The sequence below is a fragment of the Niastella populi genome, from assembly GCF_002078015.1.
Taxonomy (GTDB): domain Bacteria; phylum Bacteroidota; class Bacteroidia; order Chitinophagales; family Chitinophagaceae; genus Niastella; species Niastella populi.
On the sequence record NZ_LWBP01000089.1, the window covers coordinates 43,519 to 68,387 of the forward strand.

General features: G+C 47.0%; 22 protein-coding genes. 9 read left to right on the forward strand and 13 right to left on the reverse strand.

What is annotated here, in order from left to right; translation table 11 throughout:
• Nucleotides 1-214 precede the first annotated feature (214 nt).
• Both A4R26_RS09345 and gyrA read right to left on the reverse strand, forming a co-directional pair.
• Nucleotides 215-1,594 (reverse strand): hypothetical protein, encoded by a 1,380-nt coding sequence (locus A4R26_RS09345; RefSeq protein ID WP_081163517.1) that lies wholly within the window; start codon nucleotides 1,592-1,594, stop codon nucleotides 215-217.
• Nucleotides 1,595-1,644: 50 nt separating this feature from the next.
• Nucleotides 1,645-4,296 carry a DNA gyrase subunit A gene (gene gyrA, locus A4R26_RS09350; protein ID WP_081163518.1) on the reverse strand — a complete coding sequence of 884 codons (2,652 nt, stop codon included), beginning with the start codon at nucleotides 4,294-4,296 and terminating at the stop codon, nucleotides 1,645-1,647.
• A 123-nt stretch (nucleotides 4,297-4,419) separates the two neighbouring features.
• Between gyrA and A4R26_RS34845 the strand changes: the two genes are divergently transcribed.
• The gene (locus tag A4R26_RS34845; protein ID WP_165760208.1) at nucleotides 4,420-4,557 is read left to right on the forward strand and encodes a hypothetical protein; all 138 of its coding nucleotides are present in this window, start codon (nucleotides 4,420-4,422) and stop codon (nucleotides 4,555-4,557) included.
• A gap of 17 nt (nucleotides 4,558-4,574) precedes the next feature.
• On the opposite strand, the gene A4R26_RS09355 is transcribed toward A4R26_RS34845, so the two are convergent.
• The gene (locus A4R26_RS09355; RefSeq protein WP_165760209.1) at nucleotides 4,575-5,753 is read right to left on the reverse strand and encodes a GAF domain-containing sensor histidine kinase; all 1,179 of its coding nucleotides are present in this window, start codon (nucleotides 5,751-5,753) and stop codon (nucleotides 4,575-4,577) included.
• A 388-nt stretch (nucleotides 5,754-6,141) separates the two neighbouring features.
• On the opposite strand from A4R26_RS09355, the gene A4R26_RS09360 reads away from it, so the two are divergent.
• The 3 genes from A4R26_RS09360 to A4R26_RS09370 all read left to right on the forward strand — a co-directional run bounded on the left by A4R26_RS09360 (nucleotide 6,142) and on the right by A4R26_RS09370 (nucleotide 9,845).
• Nucleotides 6,142-7,668: a DUF4339 domain-containing protein gene (locus A4R26_RS09360; RefSeq protein WP_081163520.1), complete on the forward strand. Its 1,527-nt coding sequence runs from the start codon at nucleotides 6,142-6,144 to the stop codon at nucleotides 7,666-7,668.
• Nucleotides 7,669-7,812: 144 nt separating this feature from the next.
• Entirely contained in the window at nucleotides 7,813-8,118 is a 306-nt protein-coding gene (locus tag A4R26_RS09365; RefSeq protein WP_081163521.1) for a hypothetical protein, read from the forward strand.
• 221 nt (nucleotides 8,119-8,339) lie between these two features.
• Nucleotides 8,340-9,845, forward strand: coding sequence for a saccharopine dehydrogenase C-terminal domain-containing protein (locus tag A4R26_RS09370; protein ID WP_081163522.1), 1,506 nt, complete (start codon nucleotides 8,340-8,342; stop codon nucleotides 9,843-9,845).
• A gap of 93 nt (nucleotides 9,846-9,938) precedes the next feature.
• Here A4R26_RS09370 and A4R26_RS09375 read toward each other — a convergent pair whose 3' ends face one another.
• The 5 genes from A4R26_RS09375 to A4R26_RS09395 all read right to left on the reverse strand — a co-directional run bounded on the left by A4R26_RS09375 (nucleotide 9,939) and on the right by A4R26_RS09395 (nucleotide 15,390).
• Entirely contained in the window at nucleotides 9,939-11,219 is a 1,281-nt protein-coding gene (locus tag A4R26_RS09375) for a DUF1501 domain-containing protein (RefSeq protein WP_081163523.1), read from the reverse strand.
• Nucleotides 11,220-11,228: 9 nt separating this feature from the next.
• Nucleotides 11,229-12,845 (reverse strand): DUF1800 domain-containing protein, encoded by a 1,617-nt coding sequence (locus tag A4R26_RS09380; RefSeq protein ID WP_081163524.1) that lies wholly within the window; start codon nucleotides 12,843-12,845, stop codon nucleotides 11,229-11,231.
• Nucleotides 12,846-13,034: 189 nt separating this feature from the next.
• Nucleotides 13,035-13,733 carry an SIR2 family NAD-dependent protein deacylase gene (locus A4R26_RS09385; RefSeq protein WP_081163525.1) on the reverse strand — a complete coding sequence of 233 codons (699 nt, stop codon included), beginning with the start codon at nucleotides 13,731-13,733 and terminating at the stop codon, nucleotides 13,035-13,037.
• A 184-nt stretch (nucleotides 13,734-13,917) separates the two neighbouring features.
• On the reverse strand, nucleotides 13,918-14,601 hold the full coding sequence (locus tag A4R26_RS09390; protein WP_081163526.1) for a YfbK domain-containing protein: 684 nt from the start codon (nucleotides 14,599-14,601) through the stop codon (nucleotides 13,918-13,920).
• Between the two features lie 339 nt (nucleotides 14,602-14,940).
• Entirely contained in the window at nucleotides 14,941-15,390 is a 450-nt protein-coding gene (locus tag A4R26_RS09395; protein ID WP_242674870.1) for an EVE domain-containing protein, read from the reverse strand.
• Between the two features lie 131 nt (nucleotides 15,391-15,521).
• Here A4R26_RS09395 and A4R26_RS09400 point away from each other — a divergent pair, with 131 nt between their 5' ends.
• From A4R26_RS09400 to A4R26_RS09420, 5 genes are all read left to right on the forward strand, one after another.
• Nucleotides 15,522-16,079, forward strand: a complete 558-nt coding sequence (locus A4R26_RS09400) for a fasciclin domain-containing protein (protein ID WP_081163527.1) — start codon at nucleotides 15,522-15,524, stop codon at nucleotides 16,077-16,079.
• 296 nt (nucleotides 16,080-16,375) lie between these two features.
• Nucleotides 16,376-17,032: a DUF4331 family protein gene (locus tag A4R26_RS35810; protein ID WP_081163528.1), complete on the forward strand. Its 657-nt coding sequence runs from the start codon at nucleotides 16,376-16,378 to the stop codon at nucleotides 17,030-17,032.
• Nucleotides 17,033-17,102: 70 nt separating this feature from the next.
• A complete protein-coding gene (locus tag A4R26_RS35815) occupies nucleotides 17,103-17,618 on the forward strand; it encodes a DUF4331 family protein (protein ID WP_081163529.1) in 516 nt (171 codons plus the stop codon).
• Nucleotides 17,619-17,727: 109 nt separating this feature from the next.
• Nucleotides 17,728-19,011, forward strand: coding sequence for a tetratricopeptide repeat protein (locus tag A4R26_RS09415; RefSeq protein WP_081163530.1), 1,284 nt, complete (start codon nucleotides 17,728-17,730; stop codon nucleotides 19,009-19,011).
• Nucleotides 19,012-19,017: 6 nt separating this feature from the next.
• Nucleotides 19,018-21,261: a TonB-dependent receptor gene (locus A4R26_RS09420; RefSeq protein WP_081163531.1), complete on the forward strand. Its 2,244-nt coding sequence runs from the start codon at nucleotides 19,018-19,020 to the stop codon at nucleotides 21,259-21,261.
• Here the strand turns inward: A4R26_RS09420 and A4R26_RS09425 are convergent.
• The 5 genes from A4R26_RS09425 to A4R26_RS09445 form a co-directional block, all read right to left on the reverse strand.
• Nucleotides 21,258-21,974, reverse strand: a complete 717-nt coding sequence (locus tag A4R26_RS09425; protein ID WP_081163532.1) for a putative signal transducing protein — start codon at nucleotides 21,972-21,974, stop codon at nucleotides 21,258-21,260. The genes A4R26_RS09420 and A4R26_RS09425 overlap by 4 nt on opposite strands.
• 151 nt (nucleotides 21,975-22,125) lie before the next feature.
• Complete coding sequence (bamJ, locus tag A4R26_RS09430) at nucleotides 22,126-22,560, reverse strand: BamJ family beta-barrel-assembly machinery protein (protein WP_081163533.1); 435 nt, start codon at nucleotides 22,558-22,560, stop codon at nucleotides 22,126-22,128.
• Between the two features lie 178 nt (nucleotides 22,561-22,738).
• Complete coding sequence (locus tag A4R26_RS09435) at nucleotides 22,739-23,464, reverse strand: (Fe-S)-binding protein (RefSeq protein ID WP_081163534.1); 726 nt, start codon at nucleotides 23,462-23,464, stop codon at nucleotides 22,739-22,741.
• 69 nt (nucleotides 23,465-23,533) lie between these two features.
• Nucleotides 23,534-24,040 carry a 6,7-dimethyl-8-ribityllumazine synthase gene (gene ribH, locus A4R26_RS09440; protein WP_081163535.1) on the reverse strand — a complete coding sequence of 169 codons (507 nt, stop codon included), beginning with the start codon at nucleotides 24,038-24,040 and terminating at the stop codon, nucleotides 23,534-23,536.
• Between the two features lie 65 nt (nucleotides 24,041-24,105).
• The gene (locus tag A4R26_RS09445) at nucleotides 24,106-24,801 is read right to left on the reverse strand and encodes a tetratricopeptide repeat protein (protein ID WP_081163536.1); all 696 of its coding nucleotides are present in this window, start codon (nucleotides 24,799-24,801) and stop codon (nucleotides 24,106-24,108) included.
• Nucleotides 24,802-24,869: the final 68 nt, after the last annotated feature.

Consider the following 24,869-nt stretch of genomic DNA (forward strand, 5'->3'; position numbering starts at 1 on the left):
AATTAAACCCTTAAACCCATGCGCACAATTGTTCAGCGCATGAGGTAAAGGTACTTTCCAGTGCTCATTTGGTTAACCCGATCTAATTAAAACAGAATTAAAATACATATTATGCAACCTTCCCATACATGAATGCGTCGCCCGTTGGATATACGGCAAAAAAGAAGTGCCACACCTTGTGGGTGTGGCACTTCTACTATTTCGTGTATGCTTCTTAGTGTTTTCTGTCGATGTTGTTATACTTGTCGGTATACTTGGTTACAGCATCCTGCATTTTTTTGATCTCGGCATCGATGGCTTTAACACCTGCTGCATCTTTCTTTGCTTCAGCCTGGCGTTTCTTTTGTTCCAACTGATTCACTTTTTCTTCATTGATGATGATCAGGAGGTCAAGCGCATTTTTCAGGTTGTCTTTATCTTCCATTTTCAGTTTGCCCTGCGTGTCGAGCAGTTCATCGACCTTCATGAGGTAAGGCAACGCCTGGTCAAACTTCTTTGCGGTTTCAGCGCGTAACTCTTCTTTCTTTTTCAACTGATCAGGTGTCAGTTTTACATTTCCCTGCGGACGAATGTTCTTGTTCTCGTTGTTGATCTCAACGCCCTGGTTGTAATAGATCTGTCCGAGTACCATGCTGGCATTTGCGTAGTCAGGCTTTTTTTCCAGCGTTTTTGTCATTACTTCAATTGCTTTTGCAATGAGCTCTTTGCTGTTGGCCGGGCGTTTGCTGGCATCAGGATCGTAACCGGTCTGGTATAATTCAACACCATAGTTGAACAGGAACAGGTAGTTATCGGGATTTTCCTTGATCACCTGCTCATATTTCTTAAACAGGTCTTCCTTGTTGCCTTTCTCGCGCGCCATGTCAAGTTCAAAACCTGTCCAGAACTGATCCTCGGGATATACTTCGCGGCCCAGTGCAGAGAATTTCGAAGCGTTGGCGATATCATCTTTCCTGCGATAATAGTCGGCCAGCCACTTATAGATCTCTACAAAGCCTTCGCCTTTTGCTTTTGCCTCGGCGATCTTACCATAATAAATGGCTGCATCATCGGGCTTTTGCGCCTTTTCGGCAGAGATACCGGCGTAGAGGGTTGTAGTGGTATCGAGCTTAATGGGGATAATGCCTTTGGAAGACATCAGGTCGAATATGGCCAGTGAATTTTTGAAGTTTACAAACGCGTCGTTGAAGTTGCTGGCATTATAAAAAGAAGCCGCATCTTTTGAATAGCCTGTGTACAGGTCGATCAGCGGAGCGTTGTTATCCAGGGTGAGCTGAATATTTCTTTTTGCCGCATCTTTTTCTTTTGTCTCGAGATCGAGATACGTTTTCATGGCTTCAAAAGCGGTGTTGCGGGCATCGGGTACCGATGATTTCAATGTAGAATCAGCAGCTATAGCACCGTAAACTTTTGCTTTTGTATACCACGCTTCTGAATTTGTTTTGTGCTTTTCCAATGCCAGCACATTATCGATCTCTGTTTTTGCGTCGGTCAGCTTTTTCCTGGACAAGAGGTCCTTCGCCTTTTCGAGTTTCTGGGCCTGTGACAAGAACCCAACTGCAGCAAGCAATGCTGTCAGAAACATTTTTTTCATGTGTTAATATTAATTTGTTTAGCCTATGTGCTTAATAAAACGCACGTCAATTATTCTTTAACCGGCTCATCTTCCGTTCCGGTATCATTACCTTCGCCGGAAGCATCGTCGGCATTCATTTCACTCTCATCAGATGCAATCTCATTGCCATCGGTTGCCTCTGCAATTACATTGCCATCTGCCAGTGCTTCCACTTCGCCATTTTCGCCATTCTCTTCTTCCTCACTATCATCGAGTTTTGTGATGGCGGCGATCTCATCGCCGTCATCGAGGCGAATTAATTTAACACCTTGTGTGTTACGGCCCAGCTCGCTGATACCTCCTGCCGGCATCCGGATGGTCATGCCGCTTTTACAGGTGATCATCAGGTCTTCTTTCTCTGCAACATCGAGCATACCTACCAGCGAACCCGTTTTTTCGGTAACGTTGAGGGTTTTCACTCCTTTTCCGCCCCGGTTGGTGATGGGATATTCTTCCAGTTGCGTTCTTTTTCCGTAACCTTTTTCACTCACAACCAGCACACTACGAGAGTTGTCTTCTTTTGAGACACATATCATGCCAATAACTGCATCATTATCATCATCTACATCGATACCCGATACGCCAATGGCGCCGCGGCCGGTTGCCCGTACTTTTTCTTCGGGGAAGCGAATAGCGCGACCGCTTTTTACGGCCATCATGATCTCGCTGTTGCCGGTTGTTAACCTAGCCACCAGCAGTTCATCGCCTTCCACTATGGTAATGGCATTTACGCCGGTCTTGCGCGGATTGCTGAAATCTTCCAGCACGGTTTTCTTGATGATGCCTTTTTTAGTACACAATACAATATTGTGTTCTTTTACAAAGGTTTCATCTTCGAGGTCTTTGATATCGATGATCGCCCTGATCTTATCATCGGGCGGTAACTGTATCAGGTTCTGGATAGCGCGGCCTTTGGCGGTTTTGTCGCCCTCGGGGATCTCATACACGTTCAGCCAGAAACAGCGGCCTTTTTCGGTAAAGAACAACATGGTGTGGTGCGAAGAGGCCACGAACAGGTGCTCGATATAATCTTCCTCGCGGGTGCGGCCGCCTTTGGCGCCCCGGCCGCCACGGCGCTGGGCGCGGTATTCCGTAGCCGAGGTACGTTTAATATAACCAAGGTGAGAAATGGTGATCACCACATCTTCTTCCTTGATGAGGTCTTTAATACGTACTTCGTTATCGAGGTAAGTGATCTCGGTTTTGCGTACATCGCCGAATTTATCTTTTACCTCGGCCAGTTCTGTTTTGATGATATCGTATCGCATACCTTCATTTCCTAATACTTCACGCAGGTGACCGATCAGTCGCATGAGCTCTTCGAACTCTTCCCTGATCTTATCGCGTTCCATGCCGGTCAACCTTTGCAAACGTAATTCCAGGATGGCGCGGGCCTGAATTTCATCGAGCCCCCAGCCTGCATTGATCAAACTTTCGCGGGCGATCTCCGGTGTGGCCGAAGCGCGGATCATGGCGATCACTTCGTCGAGATGATCGAGAGCGATGAGGTAACCCTGTAACAGATGGGCTTTCTTTTCCGCTTCGCGCAATTCGAATTGCGTGCGGCGAACCACTACTTCATGACGGAACTCCACAAACTCACTGATCATATCTTTTACGTTCAGTGTTTTGGGACGGCCTTTTGAGAGGGCCACGTTGTTGATACCGTATGAAGTTTGTAATTCGGTGAATTTATACAGCTGGTTGATCACCACATTGGCAATAGCATCACGTTTAAGATCTATTACGATACGGGTGCCTTCCTTTGCGTTCGATTCGTTATTGATATGCGCAATGCCTTCGATCACTTTCTCATTTACGAGCTGGCCGATCTTATCGCACAACGCATCGCGGTTCACCTGGTAGGGCACTTCGGTTACGATAATGGTTTCGCGACCGCTGGGTTTGGTGTCGATGGTAAGTTTACCACGCAGCACTACCCTGCCTCTTCCGAAATGCATACCGGCCCGAACGCCTTCCATACCGTAAATGATACCACCGGTTGGGAAGTCGGGGGCTTTGATGTGTAACATCAGTTCATCGATGGTGATCTCGCGGTTATCGATATAGGCAATGCAACCGTCGATCACTTCACTCAGGTTATGCGGCATCATGTTGGTGGCCATACCAACGGCAATTCCACTTGAACCGTTTACCAGCAGGTTGGGAACACGGGCGGGCAAAATGGTTGGTTCCTTTTCCGAGTCGTCGAAGTTGGGTTGAAAGTCGACGGTATCCTTATCGATATCCATCAACATGAATTCAGCCAGCCGGTCGAGCCGGGCCTCGGTATAACGCATGGCCGCGGGGCCATCGCCATCCTGGTTACCATAGTTACCCTGGCCATCTACAAGGGTATACCGCATGCTCCACTCCTGGGCCATACGCACCATGGCGTCGTACACCGATGAGTCGCCATGCGGGTGATATTTACCCAACACCTCTCCTACTACACGCGCCGATTTTTTGTACGCCCTGTTATAGTTCAAACCCAGTTCGTTCATGGCGTACAGGATACGCCGGTGAACCGGTTTCAAACCATCGCGTACATCGGGCAAGGCACGGCTTACGATCACTGACATAGAGTAATCGATGTACGCCGTTTTCATTTGCTCTTCGATATTTACAGGGATAATACGATTCTGATCGTTTGTTTCCTGTGGTGTGAAGTTTTCTTCCATACTTGTTTACAGATATGATTTACATCCGTTTAAAAGTGCTTTGGATGGGGGGCAAAAATACCCTATTTAAGCGTGAAAACCCGGTAATTGAAGGGGTTTTTTAGGCTTAAATTTTATCAACAAATGTTAAGAAATACAGCAGAAGATCACCGGTTACCGGTTACCGGATACGGGGAAAACCAGTTGCAGGTTACAGGGCATACCTACATGACCCGCGCAACCAGGAATGGTACCTGGCAACAGGTAACCAATAGCCGTTAAGAAGAAAGAGAAATCGTTTAAAGTGGCAATTCTATTATGAAGCTGCTCCCCTGCCCTTCGGTACTTTGTACCTGAATGGAGCCATTGGCCTTTTCAACAAATTCTTTGATAAGCACCAGCCCAAGCCCGCTCCCCGACTCATTCTGCGTACCGCGGCGGCTGTATTTTTCCTTGCTGAGGAACAGGCGTTCGCTCATACGGGGCGGCATGCCTATACCGGTATCAGCAACACGTATCACTACCTTTTTGCCGAAGTTGAAGCCATCGACGGTAATACTGCCTTTTTCGGTGAATTTATTGGCATTGGTGAGCAGGTTACGGAGTATGAAGCGTAAGATGTTCTCATCCATATTGAGCTTTACCGCTGCATGTACCTGGTTCACGAGGCGGTTCTCTTTCATGCTGGCCTGAACGGTAACTTCGGTAAACACCTTTTCAACCGCATCTTTCAGCGAGAACATTTCGGACACCAATGACGCCGGCTGCAATTGAATATTCCCCCACTCTACAAGGTTCTCGAGTAAAGCCATGGTGCTGTGAAGCTGGGCACTGCTTACATGTAAAAAATTATTAAAACGATCAGGGTCTATCATTTTATTCTGGTATAACTGGAACAGGCTGACGATCGATGCCAGCGGGCTTCTTACATCATGCGCTATGATGCTGATCATCCGGCGCTGGGTTTCGGTTATGCGTTCCAGCTCCTGGTTCTTCAACCGCAGTTCCATTTGTTTTACCACCTGCTGTCCTATTACCATCAACGCCTGCTGTTGCTCGCTGGTGAGGCTACGGGGAACAGTATCTTTCACACACAGCATACCGAGGTTATTGCCGGCCCCGGTCGTGAGCGGTACGCCGGCATAGAACCGTATTCCCTGTTTTCCGGTAACCATGGGGTTTTGGGCAAAACGGTTATCATTAGTGGCATCAGGTACTATGAAAATATCGCCATTGAGTATCCCATGGCTGCAAAAGGAGGTGTCCCTGGAGGTTTCAGTTAAGTCGATACCCACCCGGGCTTTGAACCATTGCCTTTCGGCATCGATGAGGCTTATAAGCGAAATAGGAGCGTTACATATGGCGGAAGCCAGCTGCACAAGATCGTTGAACTCCTTTTCTTCGGTCGTATCCAGTAGGTTGTACTGGTAAAGGTCGGCCAATCTTAAGTTTTCATTAACAGGTATATCAGCTTTCATTATGCGTTGTTGTGAACGGGTTGGATTATCGGGCATAAAAATGGCATATTGATGTCTTATAAACAATCGTTATATATCCGCTTTGCCCTAATTACAGAAAGGTTTTAAAAGGCGTTACTGGTTACTACCTATGGCAATCAGGTAGTGAATGCGTTATGGTGGAAAACTACTTGCATTTTTAACGTCTCTTTTTATAACTTTCCGGTATGAGTATTTGGTACAATTACTGCCACTTGTTAACTTGCATTATACTGTAATCTGCCTCCCGGTATCCTATTCAAAATCCCAATTAACCATCTGAGCCCGCGACCCGCTGAATAAATTTCGGTTACGAAGTAGCTTAACTACAGCTACCTGCCTGCAATTTTTTTACTGAGTTTTTATAGTTATGAATCAATACCTATTATTACGCGATAACAAGCAAACAGGGCCGTACACAGCGCAACAGCTGGCGGAAAAAGGGTTGAAACCTTATGACCTGGTATGGTTGGAAGGCAAAAGCGCAGCCTGGCGTTATCCCGGTGAGTTGGAAGAACTGAAAGCTTTTGCTCCGGTTGTTGAAGAACAGCCGTACGATCGTTTCTATAAAAAACCGGGTGAGCAGCCAACCCACCAGTCAGCCACAGTACAACAAACCCAACAGGCCAATACCGTGCAGGAAAGCCGGCCTGTAAACAAACAGGTTGAGCAAACCGCCAAACACATCTACGTTACTATGCCCGGCGGCTCAGGCGCTGCTACTGCAGCTACCGCCAAAAAGGAAGAAACAGCCAAACCGGTGGCACAGCAGAACGACAAGAACGCCTCTACTGCTAAAAACACCGAAAAGAAGGCTGCCGCTGCTTCCTATATCATTTCTGAAGAAGACGATGAACTGAACAGCAGCATGCTGAAAGGTTATCAAAGCCGGAAAAAAGAGGATGACGTGATCAATAACGAATTCATGTCGGATTACGAATCCCGGAAGGCGGCTTATTCAAAACATAGATCAACCGGTTCAGCCATACCGGAAACCATTGCCGAAAAACCGGCAGCTTCCAAAAAAGAAAGCCGGGCAACCCCGGCCAGAAAGCAAGAGCAGATCGATTTCAGGGCGTTGGTGGCCGGTTCGGGCAAATACCTGCAGGATAATAAAAACCTTACCCGCGTACTGGTTGCCGTCGTGCTTATCCTCGGCGGGGTAGTCATTGGCCTGGTAATAAACAAAGGCAGCCGCCAGCCCGATACGCAGGCGCTGGAAAGCCTGGTGAAAGAGATCAGGGAACAACAGAGTGGGAAAGCCGGCTCAGGCGCTCCGGCCGTTGAAACCGCCCAAAAGGAAAAAGCGCGCGTTGAAGAGGGCAACGGCAGTAGTGAGTATGATAATAATAACAGTATAGCCGATCCGGCGCCTCAACCGTCCGAGGCTTCGGTAAACAATGATCAAACCCAGCAGGCGCAACGTTCCGTGATCAAAAAGGACAATAATGTAGTTCCGCCGCCACCAAATAATAACCGGTCGATATCCGTATCGGTTTCCAACCCTTCGCAACAGGTAGAAGCAACAACGGCTGTTTTGGAAACCAGAGAAAAGCCCATTAACCACGAAGTGATTGAAAAGGCCCGCAAAAACATTTACGAACAGGTTCGGGCAGAAGCCAGCGCCTTTAAAGTAGGCGTGTTCGGCGGGGTGAGCGATCTCGACATTACTTTGGTGAACAGCAGTCTGTATACGCTCGACCAGGTAGCTGTTGAGGTGAAGTACTTTGGTATGGAAAAGAAGCTGGTAAAAACGCAAACGATCATCTTCAATAATGTTCCACCCGGTAAACGAAGAACACTGGAAGTACCAAAGACCAATCGCGGTATAACCATCGATTACACTGTTACCAGTATTAACTCAAAAGCGCTGGGACTCGCACAGGCCGGGTTCTGAGGAAGATTCTACAGTTATAAAACGTTTTTCCACATTTATTACGTCTGGCATAGTTTTTAGACCTTATAAAGTGTTGGCACAGTTTTTTTAAATGTTATGTGCTTCAAATAACTGATGCAATAACGGGGATTTAAAATCTTGCTTATGGATAAAACTGTTGCCACGTTTATCGGTGTGGTAAGTGTGGTTGTAGGTCTTCATGCCTCGCGCGCCATGCACCAATCAAACATCACGGGTAAAGTATTTTCAGAGAAGGATTCAGTTTGGGTTGTTGCAGTGAACGGAAAAGATTCTTTAAAAACAATGGTGAATAATGGCAGGTTCCGGTTTACGGTAAAGCCAGGGAGTTGGAAGGTAACAGTGGCGCCGCACCATAAAAACGTAGAAGGGAAGATAGTGGAAGCGGTGGAAGGCAGCACCCTCGATATGGGAACGATAATTCTGAATTAAAAATATTAAATAAGGGACGGTTCAAAACCAAAAGAGCTGGTGTTTATCACCGGCTTTTTTTATGCCTACTGGTGAATCGTGAATGGCCGATGAAGGCCGCGCTGAAGTGCCGTTTGCCGGCTAGGCCACGTTGAGGTGGCCGATTGCCGCCCCAGGAACACAGTTAATATCATGAAACTTGTAGCTTCATTCTATGTACCTTTAAAGTATATTTTTTCTTCATGAAGCATATTGCCGTGCTGGGAGCAGCCTCCTCTTCATCAACGCTGACCGGGTACCTCGCAAAAGAGGCTGCCGCCAATAACTGGCAAATAACCATTGCCGGTTTATCATCTGCACCAGCGCCTCATATCGATGCTTCCTTTATTCAAACCCAACTGTTTCAACCGGAAAACGAAACCGAACGACGCCGGCTTATCGCTTCCGCCGACCTGGTTATTTCCCTGCTGTCCCCTGCCCTGCACACACTGGCAGCCACCGAATGTGTGCATTATAAAAAGCATTTACTTACGCCATCGGAGATCGACGAGCCCGTTTCCGACCTGCACGCTTCCATAAAAAAGGAAAACCTGTTGTTCCTGCACGAAATGGGGCTCAATCCCGGTATCGACCACATGAGTGCCATGCAACGCATTCACCGCATCAAAGCCAATGGCGGTTCCATCACTTCTTTCAGATCACATTGCGGCGGGCTCATCTCGCCCGAAAGCGATAACAATCCCTGGCATTATAAAGTAACCGGCGCAAACCATAACATGGTTCAGGCCGATATCAATGGAGCCGTTTTTAAAGAGAACGGGCTGGTTATACAATGGCCATATGAAAAATTATTCGATCCCAACCGGGTAATACATATTCCCGGCATCGGCTACCTGGCCTGGTATCCCAACCGCAACTCCTTACATTATATGTCACTCTACGGTTTGCATAATGCCAATACCTTTATGCGCACCACCCTGCGCTATCCCGAGTTTTGTTTTGGCTGGAAGAATGTGATCGATCTTAAACTTACCGATGCCACCAGGCGGTACCAGACCGATGGACTTACCCTGCAGGAATTCTTCCAGGAACATTTTGCCAGTCATGGTTTTAGTGAATGGATAGAAAGACAGTTGACATCGCGTTTTGCGCAAACCAGGCAACTGCTCGAAAAACTACAGCAACTGCTCGACGCCGAACAGGAAGCCAATGAAGAGGAAAGAAAAGCGCTGCAGGATTTTATGATGGTCGATTATAACGGACAACTCATGGATGTAAATCTCGATTCCATCAAAACCCAGGCAGCGGCCACGGTGGCCGGACAAATGCATGAAGCCAACCTTTCGATGAAACAGCTTTTTTACCTCGGGATGGACGACAATGAAACCTGCATCAACAAAGGAGCCTGTAGTGCCGCGGATGTATTACAGTTTGCCATGGAGCAAAAATTATTGCTGCAACCGGCCGATAAAGACATGGTGGTGCTGCAACATGAGATCGGGTATGAACTTGACGGCAATGAGCATATAGCCACCAGCAGCCTGGTAGTAAAAGGCGAAGACCATCTCAACACCGCTATGAATAAAACAGTGGGGCTGCCGCTGGGTATTGCCGCCAAACACATCATGCAGGGCACGATCAAGGAAACCGGTTTGCACATTCCGGTTATGTCGGCCATTTATGCCCCCGTTTTACAGGAGCTGGAAAAGAACGGGATCCGTTTTGAGGAAAGCGATACGGTTATATAGGCAATAAGCAAAAGACAAATTTGAACTCGCAAATAATAGCGACATCCGACAACCGGCAACGTTTGCAATTGCCAGTTATCCATTGCCAATTGACTACACGATTGGCAGCATCGGATAATTTCCCATCAATATCTGCTGCACTTCTTCTGCAGGCATCTTCAACCAGTGCTGCAGCACCGTAGCATACAACGACCTGAAGTCATGCTGCATGGGCACATTATCATTTACCGTTGCATTTTCAGGAATTATGGGGTTGGAACCGATAACACCGGCCTTCACATTATTGCCGAAATAAAACACCGGCGCCGCAACGCCATGATCGGTACCGCCGCTGGCGTTGCTTTTTATTCTGCGGCCAAACTCCGAAAACGTCATTCCCATTACACGGTCCCCGATCTGCAGGAACTGCAGATCGTTTACAAAAGCGCCAATGGCTTCTGATACACGCGCCAGCAATTTAGCATGTGTACCTGTAGTGGTATCGGCTTCGGTTTGTTTGGCATGCGTATCGAAACTGCCGGTGCTTACCATGTACACCTTTGTTTTTAAACCGCCGGCAATTAAACGGGCTACGATCTTTAACTGATCGGCCAGCGGATTTTTACCCGTGGCCGGATAAGCAGGTGATTGCGCAGGCACTTTTTTCGCGGCCGTTTTTATAACCGTAGCGTACTGATCGGTTTTCTGGCTCATGAGCTCAATATAATCGAGCTGTTCGCCCCAGCGCGAATTGGCGTTCACATTCACTTTCCCCTCAACCAGTTTATAAAAACCGGCGGGGTTGGTAATGGCCATTCCCATCGTAAATAGAGGTCCCTGCAAAGTGGTTGACACAACTGAGCCCACCTGAATGGCCAGCGGATCGGGCATGGCGTCATTGGGATAATTATCGGGAAACTGCGGATATACATCATTTAAAAAACGGCCCGCCCAGCCGCTGCTCAGTACCTTATCACTGTCAGACCCCGTCATCCAGATATCGGTTGCCCTGAAATGTGAGAAGTTGGGTTTGGGATAACTCACCGCCTGCACCACGCCCAGTTTACCTTCATTAAATAACTGATGCATATTCGTCATGGCGGGGTTAAAAGCCGATGCATCAAAACCATTCAACCGCAATACTTTCTCCTGCGGAAGATAAATGTTCGGCCGTGCTGCCGTATAAGCGCTATATTGATCAAAAGGGATCACCGTGTTTATACCATCGTTTCCACCAGCCAGTTGAATAAGCACCAGTACCCGGTCGTCGGTCTGTGCTGCATGACGCGCATGCACGCCCGGCAAACCTGCCAGTGCTTTCAGCGAAATGCCCTGCAAAAACGAGGGCAGTACAACGCCCGTAATGGTATCCCTTAAAAATCTTCTTCTTTTCATAGTTGTGGTTTACATTAACTGGTACTGGGGAAGGCTCATCATGTATTTCAACAGGTTCTTCAGTTTATTGGTAACGTTCTTTGTATTGGCCGCATCATCGGGTTTATCCTGCAATTTCTTCCAGGCATCGGTCCAGTAATGATCGCTGGCCATACCCTGTAACCCCTGCAACAAAATACCGGTTTTCATATACTGTTTTTCTTCGGCGGGAAGATCTACGGCGTACAGCAAAGCAGCCAGGTCATCGATCAGTTTATTGGGATCACCGGGCGCCGGTAATTGTTTTACGTATTGAACGGGATCTATCAGCAATTTCTTTCCATTGCGCGCAAAACCATTTGTCACCATGCGATCGGTAAAAGCCGTACGTTTGGGCAGCGTGTCGGAACTGATCCATGATTTATCGAACAACGGTTCCTGGTACCAGGCAGGCCAGCCGGCCACATTGGGCGGGTCGCCGATGTTTTGCTGCATTTGCGATGCGGTTGCCTGTATATTGCTCCATAAGCCATACTGTTCAACAAAACTGTCTTCGCCGGGAAAAGGAATTTTATATTCACGTACGAGGCCAACCGAAAAATCGACCGGGCTTTTTATGATGCCGCCGCGATTGCCCGCATCAAAAAAATGCCGGCTGCTGAACAATCTTTCCAGTACCGGTTTTATTTCATAATGGTTTTCGCGAAATGTGCGGGCGAGGGGTTCTATGATCGTTCTCTCGGTATCTTCATCTATCTGGTGATACACAAAAAAGCGGTATAGTTTCCGGCAGATAAAACGCGCCACTTCGGGTTGCTGGAAAATAAGATCGAGCAATTCATCCAGCTCGCTCTCCCCTTCTTTTCCCTTACGGCCTTTGATCACTTTGTTATTGTAAAATGCGCTGAATTGTTTATCGCTTTCATCGTGACGGCCGGCATCGAAGATGCCGTGCACCCCGGGCAGCACTTTATTATTTATGCGAAAACCGGTAAGAACGCGGGCGGCGGCCTTCACATCAGCCTCGGTATATTGCGAACCGGGCCCCTTTCCTACTGTAAATAATTCCTGCAGCTCGCGGCCGTAATTTTCATCGGGCGCTTTTTTGGTATTCGCATTTCCATTCAGGTATTTTAGCATGGCGGCATCAACCGTAACGGCCCGCACCATGGCTTTAAAATTGCCCAATGCATATTGGCGCAGGAGAACATTATGTTTGTAGATCATAAACGGATTGTCGACCATATTCATTTCCGTAGCGAAATGATTATGCCAGAACAACACCATTTTTTCGCGCAGTGTGCGCTGCTGGTTGATCATACAACCCATCCACCAGGCCTTAAAGGAATTGCGCCGGCGGCCGCTGTTCTTCCCGCTCAGTTTGGTAGCGGTAATCCAGGTAGCGCCGGGTTGAATTTCTTCATCCGTATATTTCTCGTCGTTATAATTGTTTACGGGTGGTGCCGGCGCAGGTTCTTCGGTGTGGAGCAACTGCTGAATGGCATGTTTAAGCGATTTCGAAGCAAAATGATCCAGGTCTTCTTTGCCTGCTCCGAACAGGGTGCGCTTCAGCAAATGTTTTGCTTCGGCACGGCCCCATTTGCCTTTGTATTTTTTCAGGGATGAAGTAACGGAAGGTACTACCATTGCATGAATTTAAGAGAAGCCCGGTTACACAATGCAAATTGCCTACCACTCCTTACAAAAATATGTGAACGGAATGTTATGTGCAAAATAGTTCTGAGTTCTACGTTGTTAGTTCTTAGTTTTGGCAGGATTTGCGTCAGAAATAATTTTTACCTGTATTTCATTTGCGAAATGACCTCCGCCGCACCATTACTTAACACCCGCATCCCGTAAAATTGTAATTAAATCCTTCACACCAAGGGTAGCCGGTTTTTCGATGTTTGTAACATTCATAACATCGGGGGTGCCGGGGATCTTTTTGTCGATCACGTATTTGGGAATATCCATGGGTGCATAATTCACCAGTCCGGCCGCGGGATAAACCACCAGCGAAGTTCCCACAACCACAAATACATCGGCGCTGAGTACTACCGGTACAGCCAGTGCGATCATGGGCACCGGTTCTTCGAACCAAACAATGTGCGGCCGCAACTGGGCGCCGTCTTCGGCTGTATCGCCCAGTTTTATATCGTCACGAATTTCGTATACCAGCGATTCATCATGTTCGCTGCGCATTTCAAAAATAGAACCGTGCAGGTGTAATACTTTTTTTGAACCTGCGCGTTCGTGCAGGTCATCGATATTTTGGGTAATGATGGTAACGTCAAAATCATCCTGCAGGCTGGCCAAACCAAAGTGGGCCGCATTGGGCTCGGCTTCGAGCGCGCTTTTACGGCGCTGGTTGTAAAAATCCAGCACCAGTGCAGGGTTCTTTTTCCAGGCGCGGGGTGTTGCCACATCTCTTACGTCATATCCTTCCCATAAACCATCGCTGTCGCGAAAGGTTTTCAACCCGCTTTCTGCACTTATTCCTGCGCCGGTCAATACTACGATCTTCTTTTTGCTCATAGGTCAAATATACAAAAGCCAGTGGTTAGTAGCGAGTGGCTGGCAGGGCTTTTATTGTGTATTGGATTTCCTACCTGCTCATAAAAAGGTGAGCCTTTCAGAGAAAGACCCACCGGATAAAAAATGAACCCTATTTAGAACACTACTGTTATGAATGGTATTCCCACTTACCACTTATCACCAGCTATTTCTTTACGGTTAATGAACCTGCTGCACGTACCAGGCTGATAAACTCCTGCCGATAGCCGTTTGTATCGGCTCCTTTGGACCCTTTGGCCAAATCAAGCACCTGTTGAAAGGAAGCATTCTGTTTAAATTCAGAATCGCGCAGCAACATACCGAAGGAAGCTACTGCAGCCGAGAACCGGAAATTATCGGAAGCGGCGGCTAAAGCCAGACGCGAGTCGGTAACCGGATGAATACGCACCGCGCCTGCATGTGGAATAATGCCGTTATTTATATAGCGGCGAACATTGCTATAGGCCGCTTCGTCTACGTCGATGGAAAAGGTGGAAAGGGGATGCTGCGTAGCAGCAAGGAACCTGTTCTCGACAATATGATCGTAATCTTCGGTTTTAAAATCCTTTATTTTTTCTTCCAGAGTGTAAGGCTTAGGAGCCTCTTCATGCATTTCTTCGCAGTCTTTTACCATCTTTGGAACAGTGTATTCATTCGTCCATACTGTAGGCGCAGGTGATGGAAATACCAACGAGTTATCAATTGTAAGATCTTCATTTTTGTATTGGGCTGCTGCGCCGCCACTGTCAGCAGCTTGTTTTTCGGTTGTACCGCCATTCTTTCCGGAATCGTTACAGGCAATAAAGATCCATAGCAGCAATGCTGCAAGCAGTTTACATAAAAATTTCATGACTGTGTTTTTAGGTGTGCGTAGTATTTAGATGCAGGCAGAGAAAAATTACATAAATAATTGTCGGGTCCTTTAGATTTGGATCTAAGATTTGTTACGGGTACAAATTACAAATGTCCGGTTTGCAGAATGATCATGGCCGGCGGGAAGTACATTTAAAAACGAAAAAAGGTGCCACAGTTTGAACCGTAACACCGTTAAATTTATAGAAGAAAGCCGCAGCGGAAAATAGTAAGGCTGAGCAGTGTTATTTGCCGTCCCCGGTAAAGCCGGGATCTTCCGTTTGCCCTTTCACGTTTGCCGTTTCACGATTGCCGATTGCCGTTTAACGACTGCCGGCTACAGCCCAGCCAGCTCCATGATCGCCGCCCATTCATCATCGGTAACCGGCTGCACCGATAACTGGCTAATGCGTACCAGGGCCATATTGGCAAGACGTTTATCTTTTTTTATGGCGCTTAATGAAACGGGATTTTTCAGTTTCTTATAAGGCTTAAAGTCAACCGCCACCCATTTATCGTCATCGGTGGAGGGATCCTGGTAAAATTCTTTTACCACCTTGGCTATACCAACGATCTCCAGCCCTTCATTGCTATGATAATATAATACCTCTTCGCCTTTTTTCATTGCTTTCAGGTTGTTCCGCGCCGCGTAATTGCGTACGCCGTCCCAAAAGGTCTGTTTGTCTTTTTCGAATTGTTCCCAGGGATAAACGGAAGGTTCCGATTTTACCAGCCAGTATGCCATTGTTACTTTAATTAAGGGCGAAAGGTAATAAAAAACAGGCATAGAATATTTTTTTCGAAACGCTAAATCCAGCCAAAACCGGCTTCCGTATATGACCTGAACTCATTACCGGTACATGATCGATAAACAGAAAAAACATTTGTTACCTAAGTCAATATTTAAACTACTCATTTATGAAATCGGTAAAAAGTCTGGCCATGCTGGTTGCAGCTGCCTTAATAATGAACACATCATTTGCACAGGAAAAAACAGTGAATGTAGGCGGCGCGCCTATGTTCCCTTCGAAAAACATTGTTGAAAATGCCGTTAATTCCAAAGATCACACCACGCTGGTAGCCGCCATCAAAGCTGCCGGTCTTGTTGAAACACTACAAACACCTGGTCCGTTTACCGTATTCGCACCTACCAATGAAGCATTCGACATGTTGCCCAAAGGCACTGTTGAAACTTTACTGAAACCTGAAAACAAAGGAACGCTTACAAGCATTCTTACCTACCATGTAGTGGCCGGCAAACTCGATGCAAAGGAATTGTCGAAGCTAATTAAAGCCGGCGGTGGCAAAACCGAATTGAAAACCGTTGCGGGTGGTAAACTGTGGGCCTCTATGAAGGGGAATAAGATCATGTTGACAGATGAAAAAGGTGGCATGGCTACCGTTACCATCGGGAACGTTTACCAAAGCAATGGCGTTATTCACGTAATTGATCATGTGGTGTTACCCAGGAGCTAAAAGCTCTATTTAAAAGGGCCCCGATATCTATTGGGGCTCTTCTTTAATGTTATAACGCCCTCGTCTCACTTCTCCCTGCTTTTTTTGCCCTTCTCTACTCTATCCTGCTTTTTTATTTTCCTGCTCATCATTATCAATTTGTTTTATGAAACAGATTGCAAACATTCTTCGTGCTTACGCTGGTAAATAACCGAATAACCGTTTTATAAAAATATTATACTAATAAAAATCCAACAGGTTCACGCCCCCGTAAATAAAATGAATCATTACCACTTTTTTAATTTAAATGTTCAATCATGAAAAAGAAGAAAATGCTGCTCACTGTTCTGGCGGCGGCAGGTATTACAACGGCTGGTCTGGTATATGCTGCAGACCATATTGACGCTCCCGCTGTCACCAACCGGTCAACCGACATTACCGATGTGTATGTATTCAGGGGACAGGATGTAAACAACCTGGTATTTGTTGCCAATACGCAGGGATTGCTTGCCCCTTCAGCTACCGGGGCAGCCCAATGGGATGCCAACACCCTTATTGAATTCAACATCGACAACAACGAAGACAATATAGAAGATCTGGTGATACAGGGTATTTACAACAATGGCATGATGAGAGTTTATGGCCCGGTAAAACCATCAGAAACGGGCAACCGCAGTCAGCTTGAAGGCAAGGTTACCGCCGAAGTGTCCGTTACACCTTATGGCTCTGCTGCCAATATAGGCACCGGTAGCGGAATGAAAGTATTTGCCGGCCCGCGCGACGATCCATTCTTTTTTGACCTGAACCAGTATAAAAAGATCATTGCAGGAACCGCTACCAGTTTCAACAACCCGGGTACCGATGCATTCGCCGGCACCAATGTGTTAAGTTTCGTTGTAGAAGTTCCGAAAACGATGCTTAATGCAAAGAATGGCAAGCTGAACGTTTGGGTGGAAACAAAGAAAAAAGTCTAGTTATTCAGTTATTCAGTTGTTCAGTTCAGTTATGAGTAACTCATTCTTACAAAAAATCAACAAAAAATTTATGAAACTATATAGCTATTTATTGATCGCGGCCGGTTTACTAACTTTCTCCGCCTGCAACAAAGACGATGATAAAGAAAAAACTTATTATCAAACGCAGGACCAGATGGCGCGTCCCGCAATCAATACGGTATTCGTATCTGCCGCCGACAAGGATATGTTCAATACCACGACGCCTTCCATGATGAATGGGGCATTTGCCAGCAAATTCAAATCAACACTGTTGGCGCTGAACCCCGGTTATACCACCAACCTGCTGGGCTTAAACGCCGATCAGTTCACCAATGTGCTGGTAACCGATGTACTGAATGCATCCACCACCGCGCCCACTACGTTTTACGATGGCACCAATGTACTTACGGGCCGCGCACTCGCTGATGACGTAATTGACGTTGAGCTTACGCTGATCTTTGGCGGACCAACCGGCGCCTCCAACCCCGGTTTAACCAGCGATAAGGTAAGTGCAAATGACAAAGCGTTTCTGAGTTCATTCCCTTACCTGGCAACCCCACATTAGCATTACAGGAACATGAAGTAAGAAGTTCGAGACCGGCAATATCCTGGGTTTTCTTACTCTGACTTCTTACTTCATACTTCCTGCATCGCTTCCACCAACACCACATGACATGAAAAAAATATTATATTACACACTGCTGATCGTATTCGCTTCCTGTAAAGACGAACCTGTAACCAATGCCACCGACTATGCCGCCTATCTGCAACCATCGCCCAACACCCGGTTACAGCAAATTGAAGAAGAGCTTACGTTCTGGCAAAACAGGCCGCCGGGCGATATCATTGCGGAATCAAAAATTGCCTCCCTGTACGCAAAACGGTTTGCCTATACCGGCAACATTACAGAAATACACCTGGCCGACAGCCTTTACCGGCAGGTGAACACACTCAACCACACCACCAGTTCGGGCACCTTTCGCTCACTGGCTGCCAATTGCATTACCCAACACCGCTTTTTGCAGGCAAAACAATACATTGATTCGGCGCTTGCTTTAGGCGATGATAAATACCTGACCGTGCTGATGGAATTTGACGTATCGATGGAACTCGGCGACAAAGACCGTGCACGAAGGGCATTAAACAGCCTGGCCGACAAGAACAGTTTCGAATACCTGATCCGTGAAGCAAAATTTAAAGATCATGTGGACGGCGACCTGGATGCGGCGATCGTTCTTATGGAAAAAGCATATGATAAGATAAAAGACAATGCCAACCCGGCGCTTTATTGCTGGATCAAATCGAACCTCGGCGATTTCTACGGCCACGCCAACCGTTACCGCGAATCGTACAAATGCTATCTGGAAGTGCTGGCTACCGACAGGCATTATTACCATGCATTGAAAGGAATTGCCTGGCTGGCTTTTTCGCACGATAAAGATGTGGCGAACGCCCGCAAAATTGTGGCATATTTACAGCAGCGGCATCCCGTTCCTGATTATGAATTATTACTTTCGCAGCTCGCAGCCGGGGAACAGGACAGCGTTGGATATAAACGGCATTTGACCGCATTTTTAGCGGCTGCGGAAAACCCGCTTTACGGAGGGATGTATAACAAATATCTTTTCGGCATCGCGGCCGGGGAACTGAACGATCCCGCGCGGTGTTTGCAGATAGCGCAGGAAGAGGTAGCGCACAGGCCCACACCCGAAGCATACAGCTGGCTGGCCTGGGCGTATTGCCGGAACGCAGAGGTATCAAAAGCGATGGAAATAGTGCGGCGGCATGTTGCAGGCAAATGTTTTGAACCCGACGCCCTGTTCTATACAGGCAAAATATACCAGGCCGGTGGCGAAAAAAAGGAAGCCCGGAAATATTTACAGGCCGCGAAAGAAAGTGCATATGAATTAGGACCGGTGATGAGCGGCAAAATAGACGAATCACTAAAAACCCTGTAACTGATCATGAAAAAGATTTTTATAACTGCTTTCATCTGTTTGCTGGCAACAATGGCCTGGAGCCAAAGCGCTGTACGGGGTTACGTTATTGACAAAAACAGCCGGCAACCGCTGGAGCTGGCGTATGTACGCTGGAGTAATACCACAGCAGGGGTTGTTACCAATAAACAGGGTTTCTTTACATTGAATAAAAACGCCGCAGATAACAATGCCGCGCTTATAATCTCATATATTGGTTTTGCCACCAGGGAAATACAAACGGCCGGAGAATCGTCAATTGTGGTTGAAATGGATAAAGGGCCGGTGAACTTACAGGAAGTGGTGATAATGCCGCAATCGACAGCCGCTTCATTTCACACGATCAGCAAGATCGATCTGAACCTGCAACCCGTTCGGTCTGCACAGGATATCCTGCGCACAGTGCCCGGTTTGTTCATTGGTCAGCACCAGGGCGGCGGAAAGGCCGAACAGATCTTCCTGCGCGGTTTCGATATAGACCATGGAACCGATATCAATGTAACGGTTGACGGGTTACCGGTAAATATGGTGTCTCACGCGCACGGACAGGGGTATGCCGATCTGCATTTTCTTATTCCCGAACTCACCGGCAACGTTGACTATGGCAAGGGGCCCTATTACACCCAATTTGGCAACCTTGGAACCGCCGGCTATGTAAGCATGAACACGGTGAACAGTCTTGATAAAAGCACGGTAAAGCTTGAAGGCGGTCAGTTCAATACCATGCGCGCGGTGGCGATGATCGACCTGTTGAGCGATAAGCAGAAACAAAAAGGAACGAATGCATATGTAGCCGGTGAATTCCTGTACTCCGACGGTCCGTTTCAGTCAGCACAACATTTCAACCGGTTCAATATATTCGGTAAGCTGAACACGCACCTGGGCAATTCAAACAAACTCACGCTCTTTGCCTCCACATTGAACAGTGACTGGGATGCGTCGGGACAAGTGCCCGACCGCGCCGTAAAAAGCGGACTGATCGGCCGGTTTGGTTATATCGACAATACCGAGGGCGGTTATACCAACCGCACCAATGCCAGCGCACAACTTACCAGTTATTTATCGCCCAATACCACCTGGGAGAACCAGGCGTATTATTCCAATTACAATTTCAACCTGCATTCCAATTTTACTTTCTTTTTGAACGATCCGGTAAATGGCGATCAGATCCGCCAGCGGGAAGGAAGAAATATTTATGGGTATCATTCCAAATTGTCGAACGAAACCAATATCGGCACCTGGAAACTCCAATCATTATACGGCGCCGGTTTTCGCCTCGACCAAACCCGCAATACCGAATTATCGCATACCATCAACCGCAATACCGTGCTTGAATATTCCCAGCTGGGAGATATTCGCGAAACGAATGCTTTTGTTTATGCAGATGAAAGCATAGAAAAGAACAGTTGGCGGTTCAATGTAGGCGCACGGCTCGATTATTTTCATTTTCATTATAACGATAAGCTCAATGCCGGTCAATCCCCCGATCAGTCGAAAGTGATCGTAAGCCCCAAGGTGAACATACAATACACTGTCGATACAAAAACGCAGTTGTACCTGAAAACGGGAAAAGGGTTTCATTCGAACGATGCGCGGGTAGTTGTGTTCAACCGGGGTTACGACATTCTGCCTGCCGCCTATGGCGCCGACCTTGGCGTGTTGTTAAAACCAACCCGCAATTTGCTGGTGAATGTGGCCGCATGGTATTTGTACCTGCAGCAGGAGTTTGTATATGTAGGCGATGAAGGTGTGGTAGAGCCCAGCGGAAAAACACGGCGCATCGGTATCGATGTATCGGCGCGGTACCAGTTCAACAACTGGCTGTTTGCCGATGCCAACCTGAACCTTGCAAAACCCCGCAGTGTGGAAGACACGAAAGGAGAAAATTATATTCCGCTGGCGCCAACGCTTACCAGTACCGGCGGATTGAACTGGCAGTTAAAGAATGGATTGAACGGCAGTGTGCGCTACCGGTATATGCACGACCGCGCGGCGAATGAAGACAAGTCGGTTATAGCCAAAGGATATACCATAACGGATCTTTCAATAAATTATACAAAGAAGAAATACGAGGTTGGACTGGCCATAGAAAACCTGTTCAATGTAAAATGGAATGAAACGCAGTTCGATACCGAATCGAGGTTGAAAGACGAACCCGACCCCGTATCAGAGATCCACTTTACACCCGGAACGCCGTTCTTTGCACGGATGAAACTGGCGGTGTTTTTTTAGCACCCAAAACATCCCGGTTCACATTGTGGTTGCGGTAACTGTGTAAGATCTGTTACAAACACATACCCACTCGACAGACCGAAGAAAAGACACACTGCAAAAACGATCAGAGATACGATCAGGATCGTTTTTCCCTTTTTCCTGGTTTGTTCATCGTAAGTATAAACTTTACGGCCATCAGGCAACGTTTTGGTAGATTGTAACAATACCAATCCTATTAAAACGCCAAAGAAGCCACCCATAATAGCAAAAAAACGACCGGCGAAAACCCAGCCAGCCCCTTCATGTTCAGGCCTGGCCAATACTTCTATTCTATTTTTCCAAAGCGCATCCAGTTCATCGTTCGTATACACAATACCACGGCTTTCAAGTATTTTCCGCGCAATCGCAAAATCGAGCCGTCCCCATTCATCCGGCATGCGAAGAATTTCTATCAACTCAAAATCCTCAAAGCTGAAAAGATAATAATCCGGGTCTACTTCCCCGAGGTTGACCTGGATACTTTCGCGCAAGAGCCGGTTAGCTTTTACAAATTGACCCGCGGGTATTCTCACTTCAAACTGGTAACCGGGCCCGCCCCCGGCAATTACCTGGTCAACGACCTGTTTAATTGCAGCAAACTCATGCGGAATTGTATGTTCTTTAAGTACGGCCAAAACCGGCTGCGCCTGATCGGAATTGAAAAACTTTTCGTAGGTAATGAGCTGGGACATAAGGATGCGCTTGAGGGGTAAAGATACGGAGATTATAAACTATCATGGTTGGCAAACACCGGCCACACATTACGATCCTGTTGCATCTATAAAACAAAAAAGCCACCATCCTCCCCAGAGAACCGTGGCTTCAATATGTTATATAACGTTCTTATCCGATACTCAACAACTCCACCTCGAACACCAGTGTGCTGTTAGGGCCTATTTGCGCACTTACCTGTTGCTCGCCATAGCCAAGGTGCGGAGGAATGAAGAAACGCCATTTGCTGCCGGTGGGCATCAGTTGTAAACCTTCCGTCCAGCCTTTGATAACCCGGTTTAACGGGAAGGTAGCGGGCTGGCCGCGGCGCACCGAACTGTCGAACACCGTACCATCGATGAGTGTACCATGGTAATGGCAGGTTACATTGCTGGTAGCGCCCGGTTTGGCGCCGGTGCCTTCGGTAATAATTTCATATTGCAACCCGCTGGCCAGTGCCACCACACCGGGTTTCTGTTTATTGGCTTCCAGAAAGTCGTTTCCGGCTTTCAGGTTAGCTTCTGCTTTTTCTTTCCGTTGTTGAAATAAACGATCGGCAATACCCATATAATAAACTTTTTAATTAATTAAGCTGCGATAGTGTTTTTAAGTAGCCGCTGCAAGCTACACGCTGCAAGCTGCAAGCCGAAAGCAAATACATCTTTCGCAATGAATGAGGTCAGCAATTAATTGCGAGCCCCGAACAAAAGAACTATAAACCAAAAACTATAAACCATAAACTAATTTACCACCCGCTCGCCAGTACATCAGCAATATGCATCGTTTGCAAATCCATCCCTTTTTTACGGATATGCCCGTCGATATGCATCAGACACGACAAGTCGGTTGATATAATACATTCAGCCCCGGTATTCTTTGCATTGATGCTTTTCTGATCGGCCATCCCAATAGAAATAGGGTCGAACTTTACCGCAAAGGTGCCGCCAAAACCGCAGCAGGTCTCTACATCGTTCATTTCTATCAGTTCCAGCCCCCTTACATTGCTCAATAATTTCCGCGGCTCCTGTTTGATCTTGCATTCGCGTAAACCGGCGCACGAATCGTGATAAGTTGCTTTGGTATATAAACTGGCGCCCACGTTCTCTATCTTCAGCACATTTACCAGGAAATCGGTAAACTCGAACGTTCTTTCTTTCAGTTTATTTACCTCCAGGATCTGTTGGGTATTCTCAAATAACGTGGAGTAATAATTTCTTACAAAACCTACACAGGAAGCGCTGGGGGCAACCACATAATCGGTGCCTGTACCGCTGAAATCCTTTATGAATTTGGAGCAAACTTCGCGGGCATCGTCCCAGAACCCGGCATTGAAAGCGGGTTGTCCGCAACAGGTTTGATTGGTATTGTAAGTTACGGTGCACCCTGCTTTTTCCAGCACTTTAACCATATTGAAGGCCGTGTTGGGAAACAACTGGTCTACGAAGCAGGGAATAAATAATTGAACCTTCATGGCAAATCCCCTTTTAAATGAAAACAGGGTGAACGCTGTGCCGGCGGGCAAAGCATTCACCCTGCAAATCTATAAATGATTTTTAAACGACTGTGAAAGTGCGATCATTTTCAACGCAGTGATGGCGGCTTCTTCGCCCTTGTGGCCATGTTTTCCGCCGATGCGCTCCTGCGCCTGCTGATCGTTATCTACCGTTAAAATGCCGAAAATAATAGGCACGGGTAAGGTCAGGTTCAATTGGGTGATGCCGGTTGTTACCCCCTGGCATACATACTCAAAATGCGGGGTATCGCCCCGTAATACGCAGCCGAGGGCGATAAAGGCGTGCGGACGGTCGTCTTTGTATTTATTCGCATCCCAGTAACTTTTTATTCCAAAAGGAATTTCAAAAGCGCCGGGAACGGTAACCACCTTTACATCTTTAACACCTGCGCGTTCAAAGATGGTATGACAGCCTTTTTCAAGTTCATCGATTATAGCAGCATTCCATTCGGTGCGTACTATAACAACACAGGCATTCGTGTTTAGAATGCCTGTATCTATCTGTAATAACTTACTATTGCTTACTTCAGCCATGTTATTCAGTTTCCGGTTGCCGGCATCCAGTTCCCGGGTCCTGGAAACTGGTAACAGGTAACCAATTAATTCAGATCTCCTAACTTTCCTAAGTGCTTATCAACCTCAAAAGCACGCTGACTATTAGGATATTTATCCTTTATCTGGTGCAACAGATCGATGGCTTCCTTGTTCTTGCCCAGTTCCTGGCTCAGCATGGCTGCGCGGAACAGGTATTCAGGAGAATTTGCATCATCCTTATCGAACATGGTACCGGCTTTCTTATAATAATCTATGGCTTCCTGTTTTTTGCCCAACTCTGCATGCGCATCGCCCAGTAAACCGGCTGTGCGTAATTCAAATAGTACCTGATCGGTTGAGAAATCTTTCAACTGTTTGATGGCGTTATTGAAATCGCCCAGTTGCATATAGCAGGCGCCGGCATAGAATTTAGCCAGGTTACCGGCTTTTGTTCCGCCATGAGCCGAGATCACTTTCAGAAAACCGGGGCTCTTTCCATCACCGTTCAAAGCGAGTTTGAAAGAATCCTGTCTGAAATAATCTTCTGCTTTCCAGATGGCTTCGGCCGCTTTTGCTTCAGCCGGGCCTTTAAAGAAATTGTTATAGGCAAAGTAACCGCCGATAACCACAACCAGACCAACCACTGCGTAGGTAATAAGTTTGTTGTTCTTACCCCAGAAATCGCGGGCTGAATCCACCACTCTCTCTTCGGTTGATTTTTCAATCGGTTGTTCAGGCACTTGTTTTACTTCAGTGGCCATGAATGTTATTGTTTTAATTGGACAATGTTGTTTACTAAGGTCAGGTTTGCTTCGCAGTAGTAACTACT

Coding starts and splice junctions, on each gene's coding strand:
- A4R26_RS34845 (WP_165760208.1), top strand. CDS start 4,420: ATGTTAAGAAATACAGCAGAAGATCACCGGTTACCGGTTACCGGATAC.
- A4R26_RS09355 (WP_165760209.1), bottom strand. CDS start 5,753: ATGAAAGCTGATATACCTGTTAATGAAAACTTAAGATTGGCCGACCTT.
- A4R26_RS09380 (WP_081163524.1), bottom strand. CDS start 12,845: ATGGTAGTACCTTCCGTTACTTCATCCCTGAAAAAATACAAAGGCAAA.
- A4R26_RS09420 (WP_081163531.1), top strand. CDS start 19,018: ATGAAAAAGATTTTTATAACTGCTTTCATCTGTTTGCTGGCAACAATG.
- A4R26_RS09435 (WP_081163534.1), bottom strand. CDS start 23,464: ATGAAGGTTCAATTATTTATTCCCTGCTTCGTAGACCAGTTGTTTCCC.
- ribH (WP_081163535.1), bottom strand. CDS start 24,040: ATGGCTGAAGTAAGCAATAGTAAGTTATTACAGATAGATACAGGCATT.
- A4R26_RS09400 (WP_081163527.1), top strand. CDS start 15,522: ATGAAATCGGTAAAAAGTCTGGCCATGCTGGTTGCAGCTGCCTTAATA.
- A4R26_RS09375 (WP_081163523.1), bottom strand. CDS start 11,219: ATGAAAAGAAGAAGATTTTTAAGGGATACCATTACGGGCGTTGTACTG.
- A4R26_RS35810 (WP_081163528.1), top strand. CDS start 16,376: ATGAAAAAGAAGAAAATGCTGCTCACTGTTCTGGCGGCGGCAGGTATT.
- A4R26_RS09415 (WP_081163530.1), top strand. CDS start 17,728: ATGAAAAAAATATTATATTACACACTGCTGATCGTATTCGCTTCCTGT.
- A4R26_RS09390 (WP_081163526.1), bottom strand. CDS start 14,601: ATGAAATTTTTATGTAAACTGCTTGCAGCATTGCTGCTATGGATCTTT.
- bamJ (WP_081163533.1), bottom strand. CDS start 22,560: ATGGGTATTGCCGATCGTTTATTTCAACAACGGAAAGAAAAAGCAGAA.
- A4R26_RS09385 (WP_081163525.1), bottom strand. CDS start 13,733: ATGAGCAAAAAGAAGATCGTAGTATTGACCGGCGCAGGAATAAGTGCA.
- A4R26_RS09445 (WP_081163536.1), bottom strand. CDS start 24,801: ATGGCCACTGAAGTAAAACAAGTGCCTGAACAACCGATTGAAAAATCA.
- A4R26_RS09360 (WP_081163520.1), top strand. CDS start 6,142: ATGAATCAATACCTATTATTACGCGATAACAAGCAAACAGGGCCGTAC.
- A4R26_RS09365 (WP_081163521.1), top strand. CDS start 7,813: ATGGATAAAACTGTTGCCACGTTTATCGGTGTGGTAAGTGTGGTTGTA.
- A4R26_RS35815 (WP_081163529.1), top strand. CDS start 17,103: ATGAAACTATATAGCTATTTATTGATCGCGGCCGGTTTACTAACTTTC.
- A4R26_RS09370 (WP_081163522.1), top strand. CDS start 8,340: ATGAAGCATATTGCCGTGCTGGGAGCAGCCTCCTCTTCATCAACGCTG.
- gyrA (WP_081163518.1), bottom strand. CDS start 4,296: ATGGAAGAAAACTTCACACCACAGGAAACAAACGATCAGAATCGTATT.
- A4R26_RS09395 (WP_242674870.1), bottom strand. CDS start 15,390: ATGCCTGTTTTTTATTACCTTTCGCCCTTAATTAAAGTAACAATGGCA.
- A4R26_RS09425 (WP_081163532.1), bottom strand. CDS start 21,974: ATGTCCCAGCTCATTACCTACGAAAAGTTTTTCAATTCCGATCAGGCG.
- A4R26_RS09345 (WP_081163517.1), bottom strand. CDS start 1,594: ATGAAAAAAATGTTTCTGACAGCATTGCTTGCTGCAGTTGGGTTCTTG.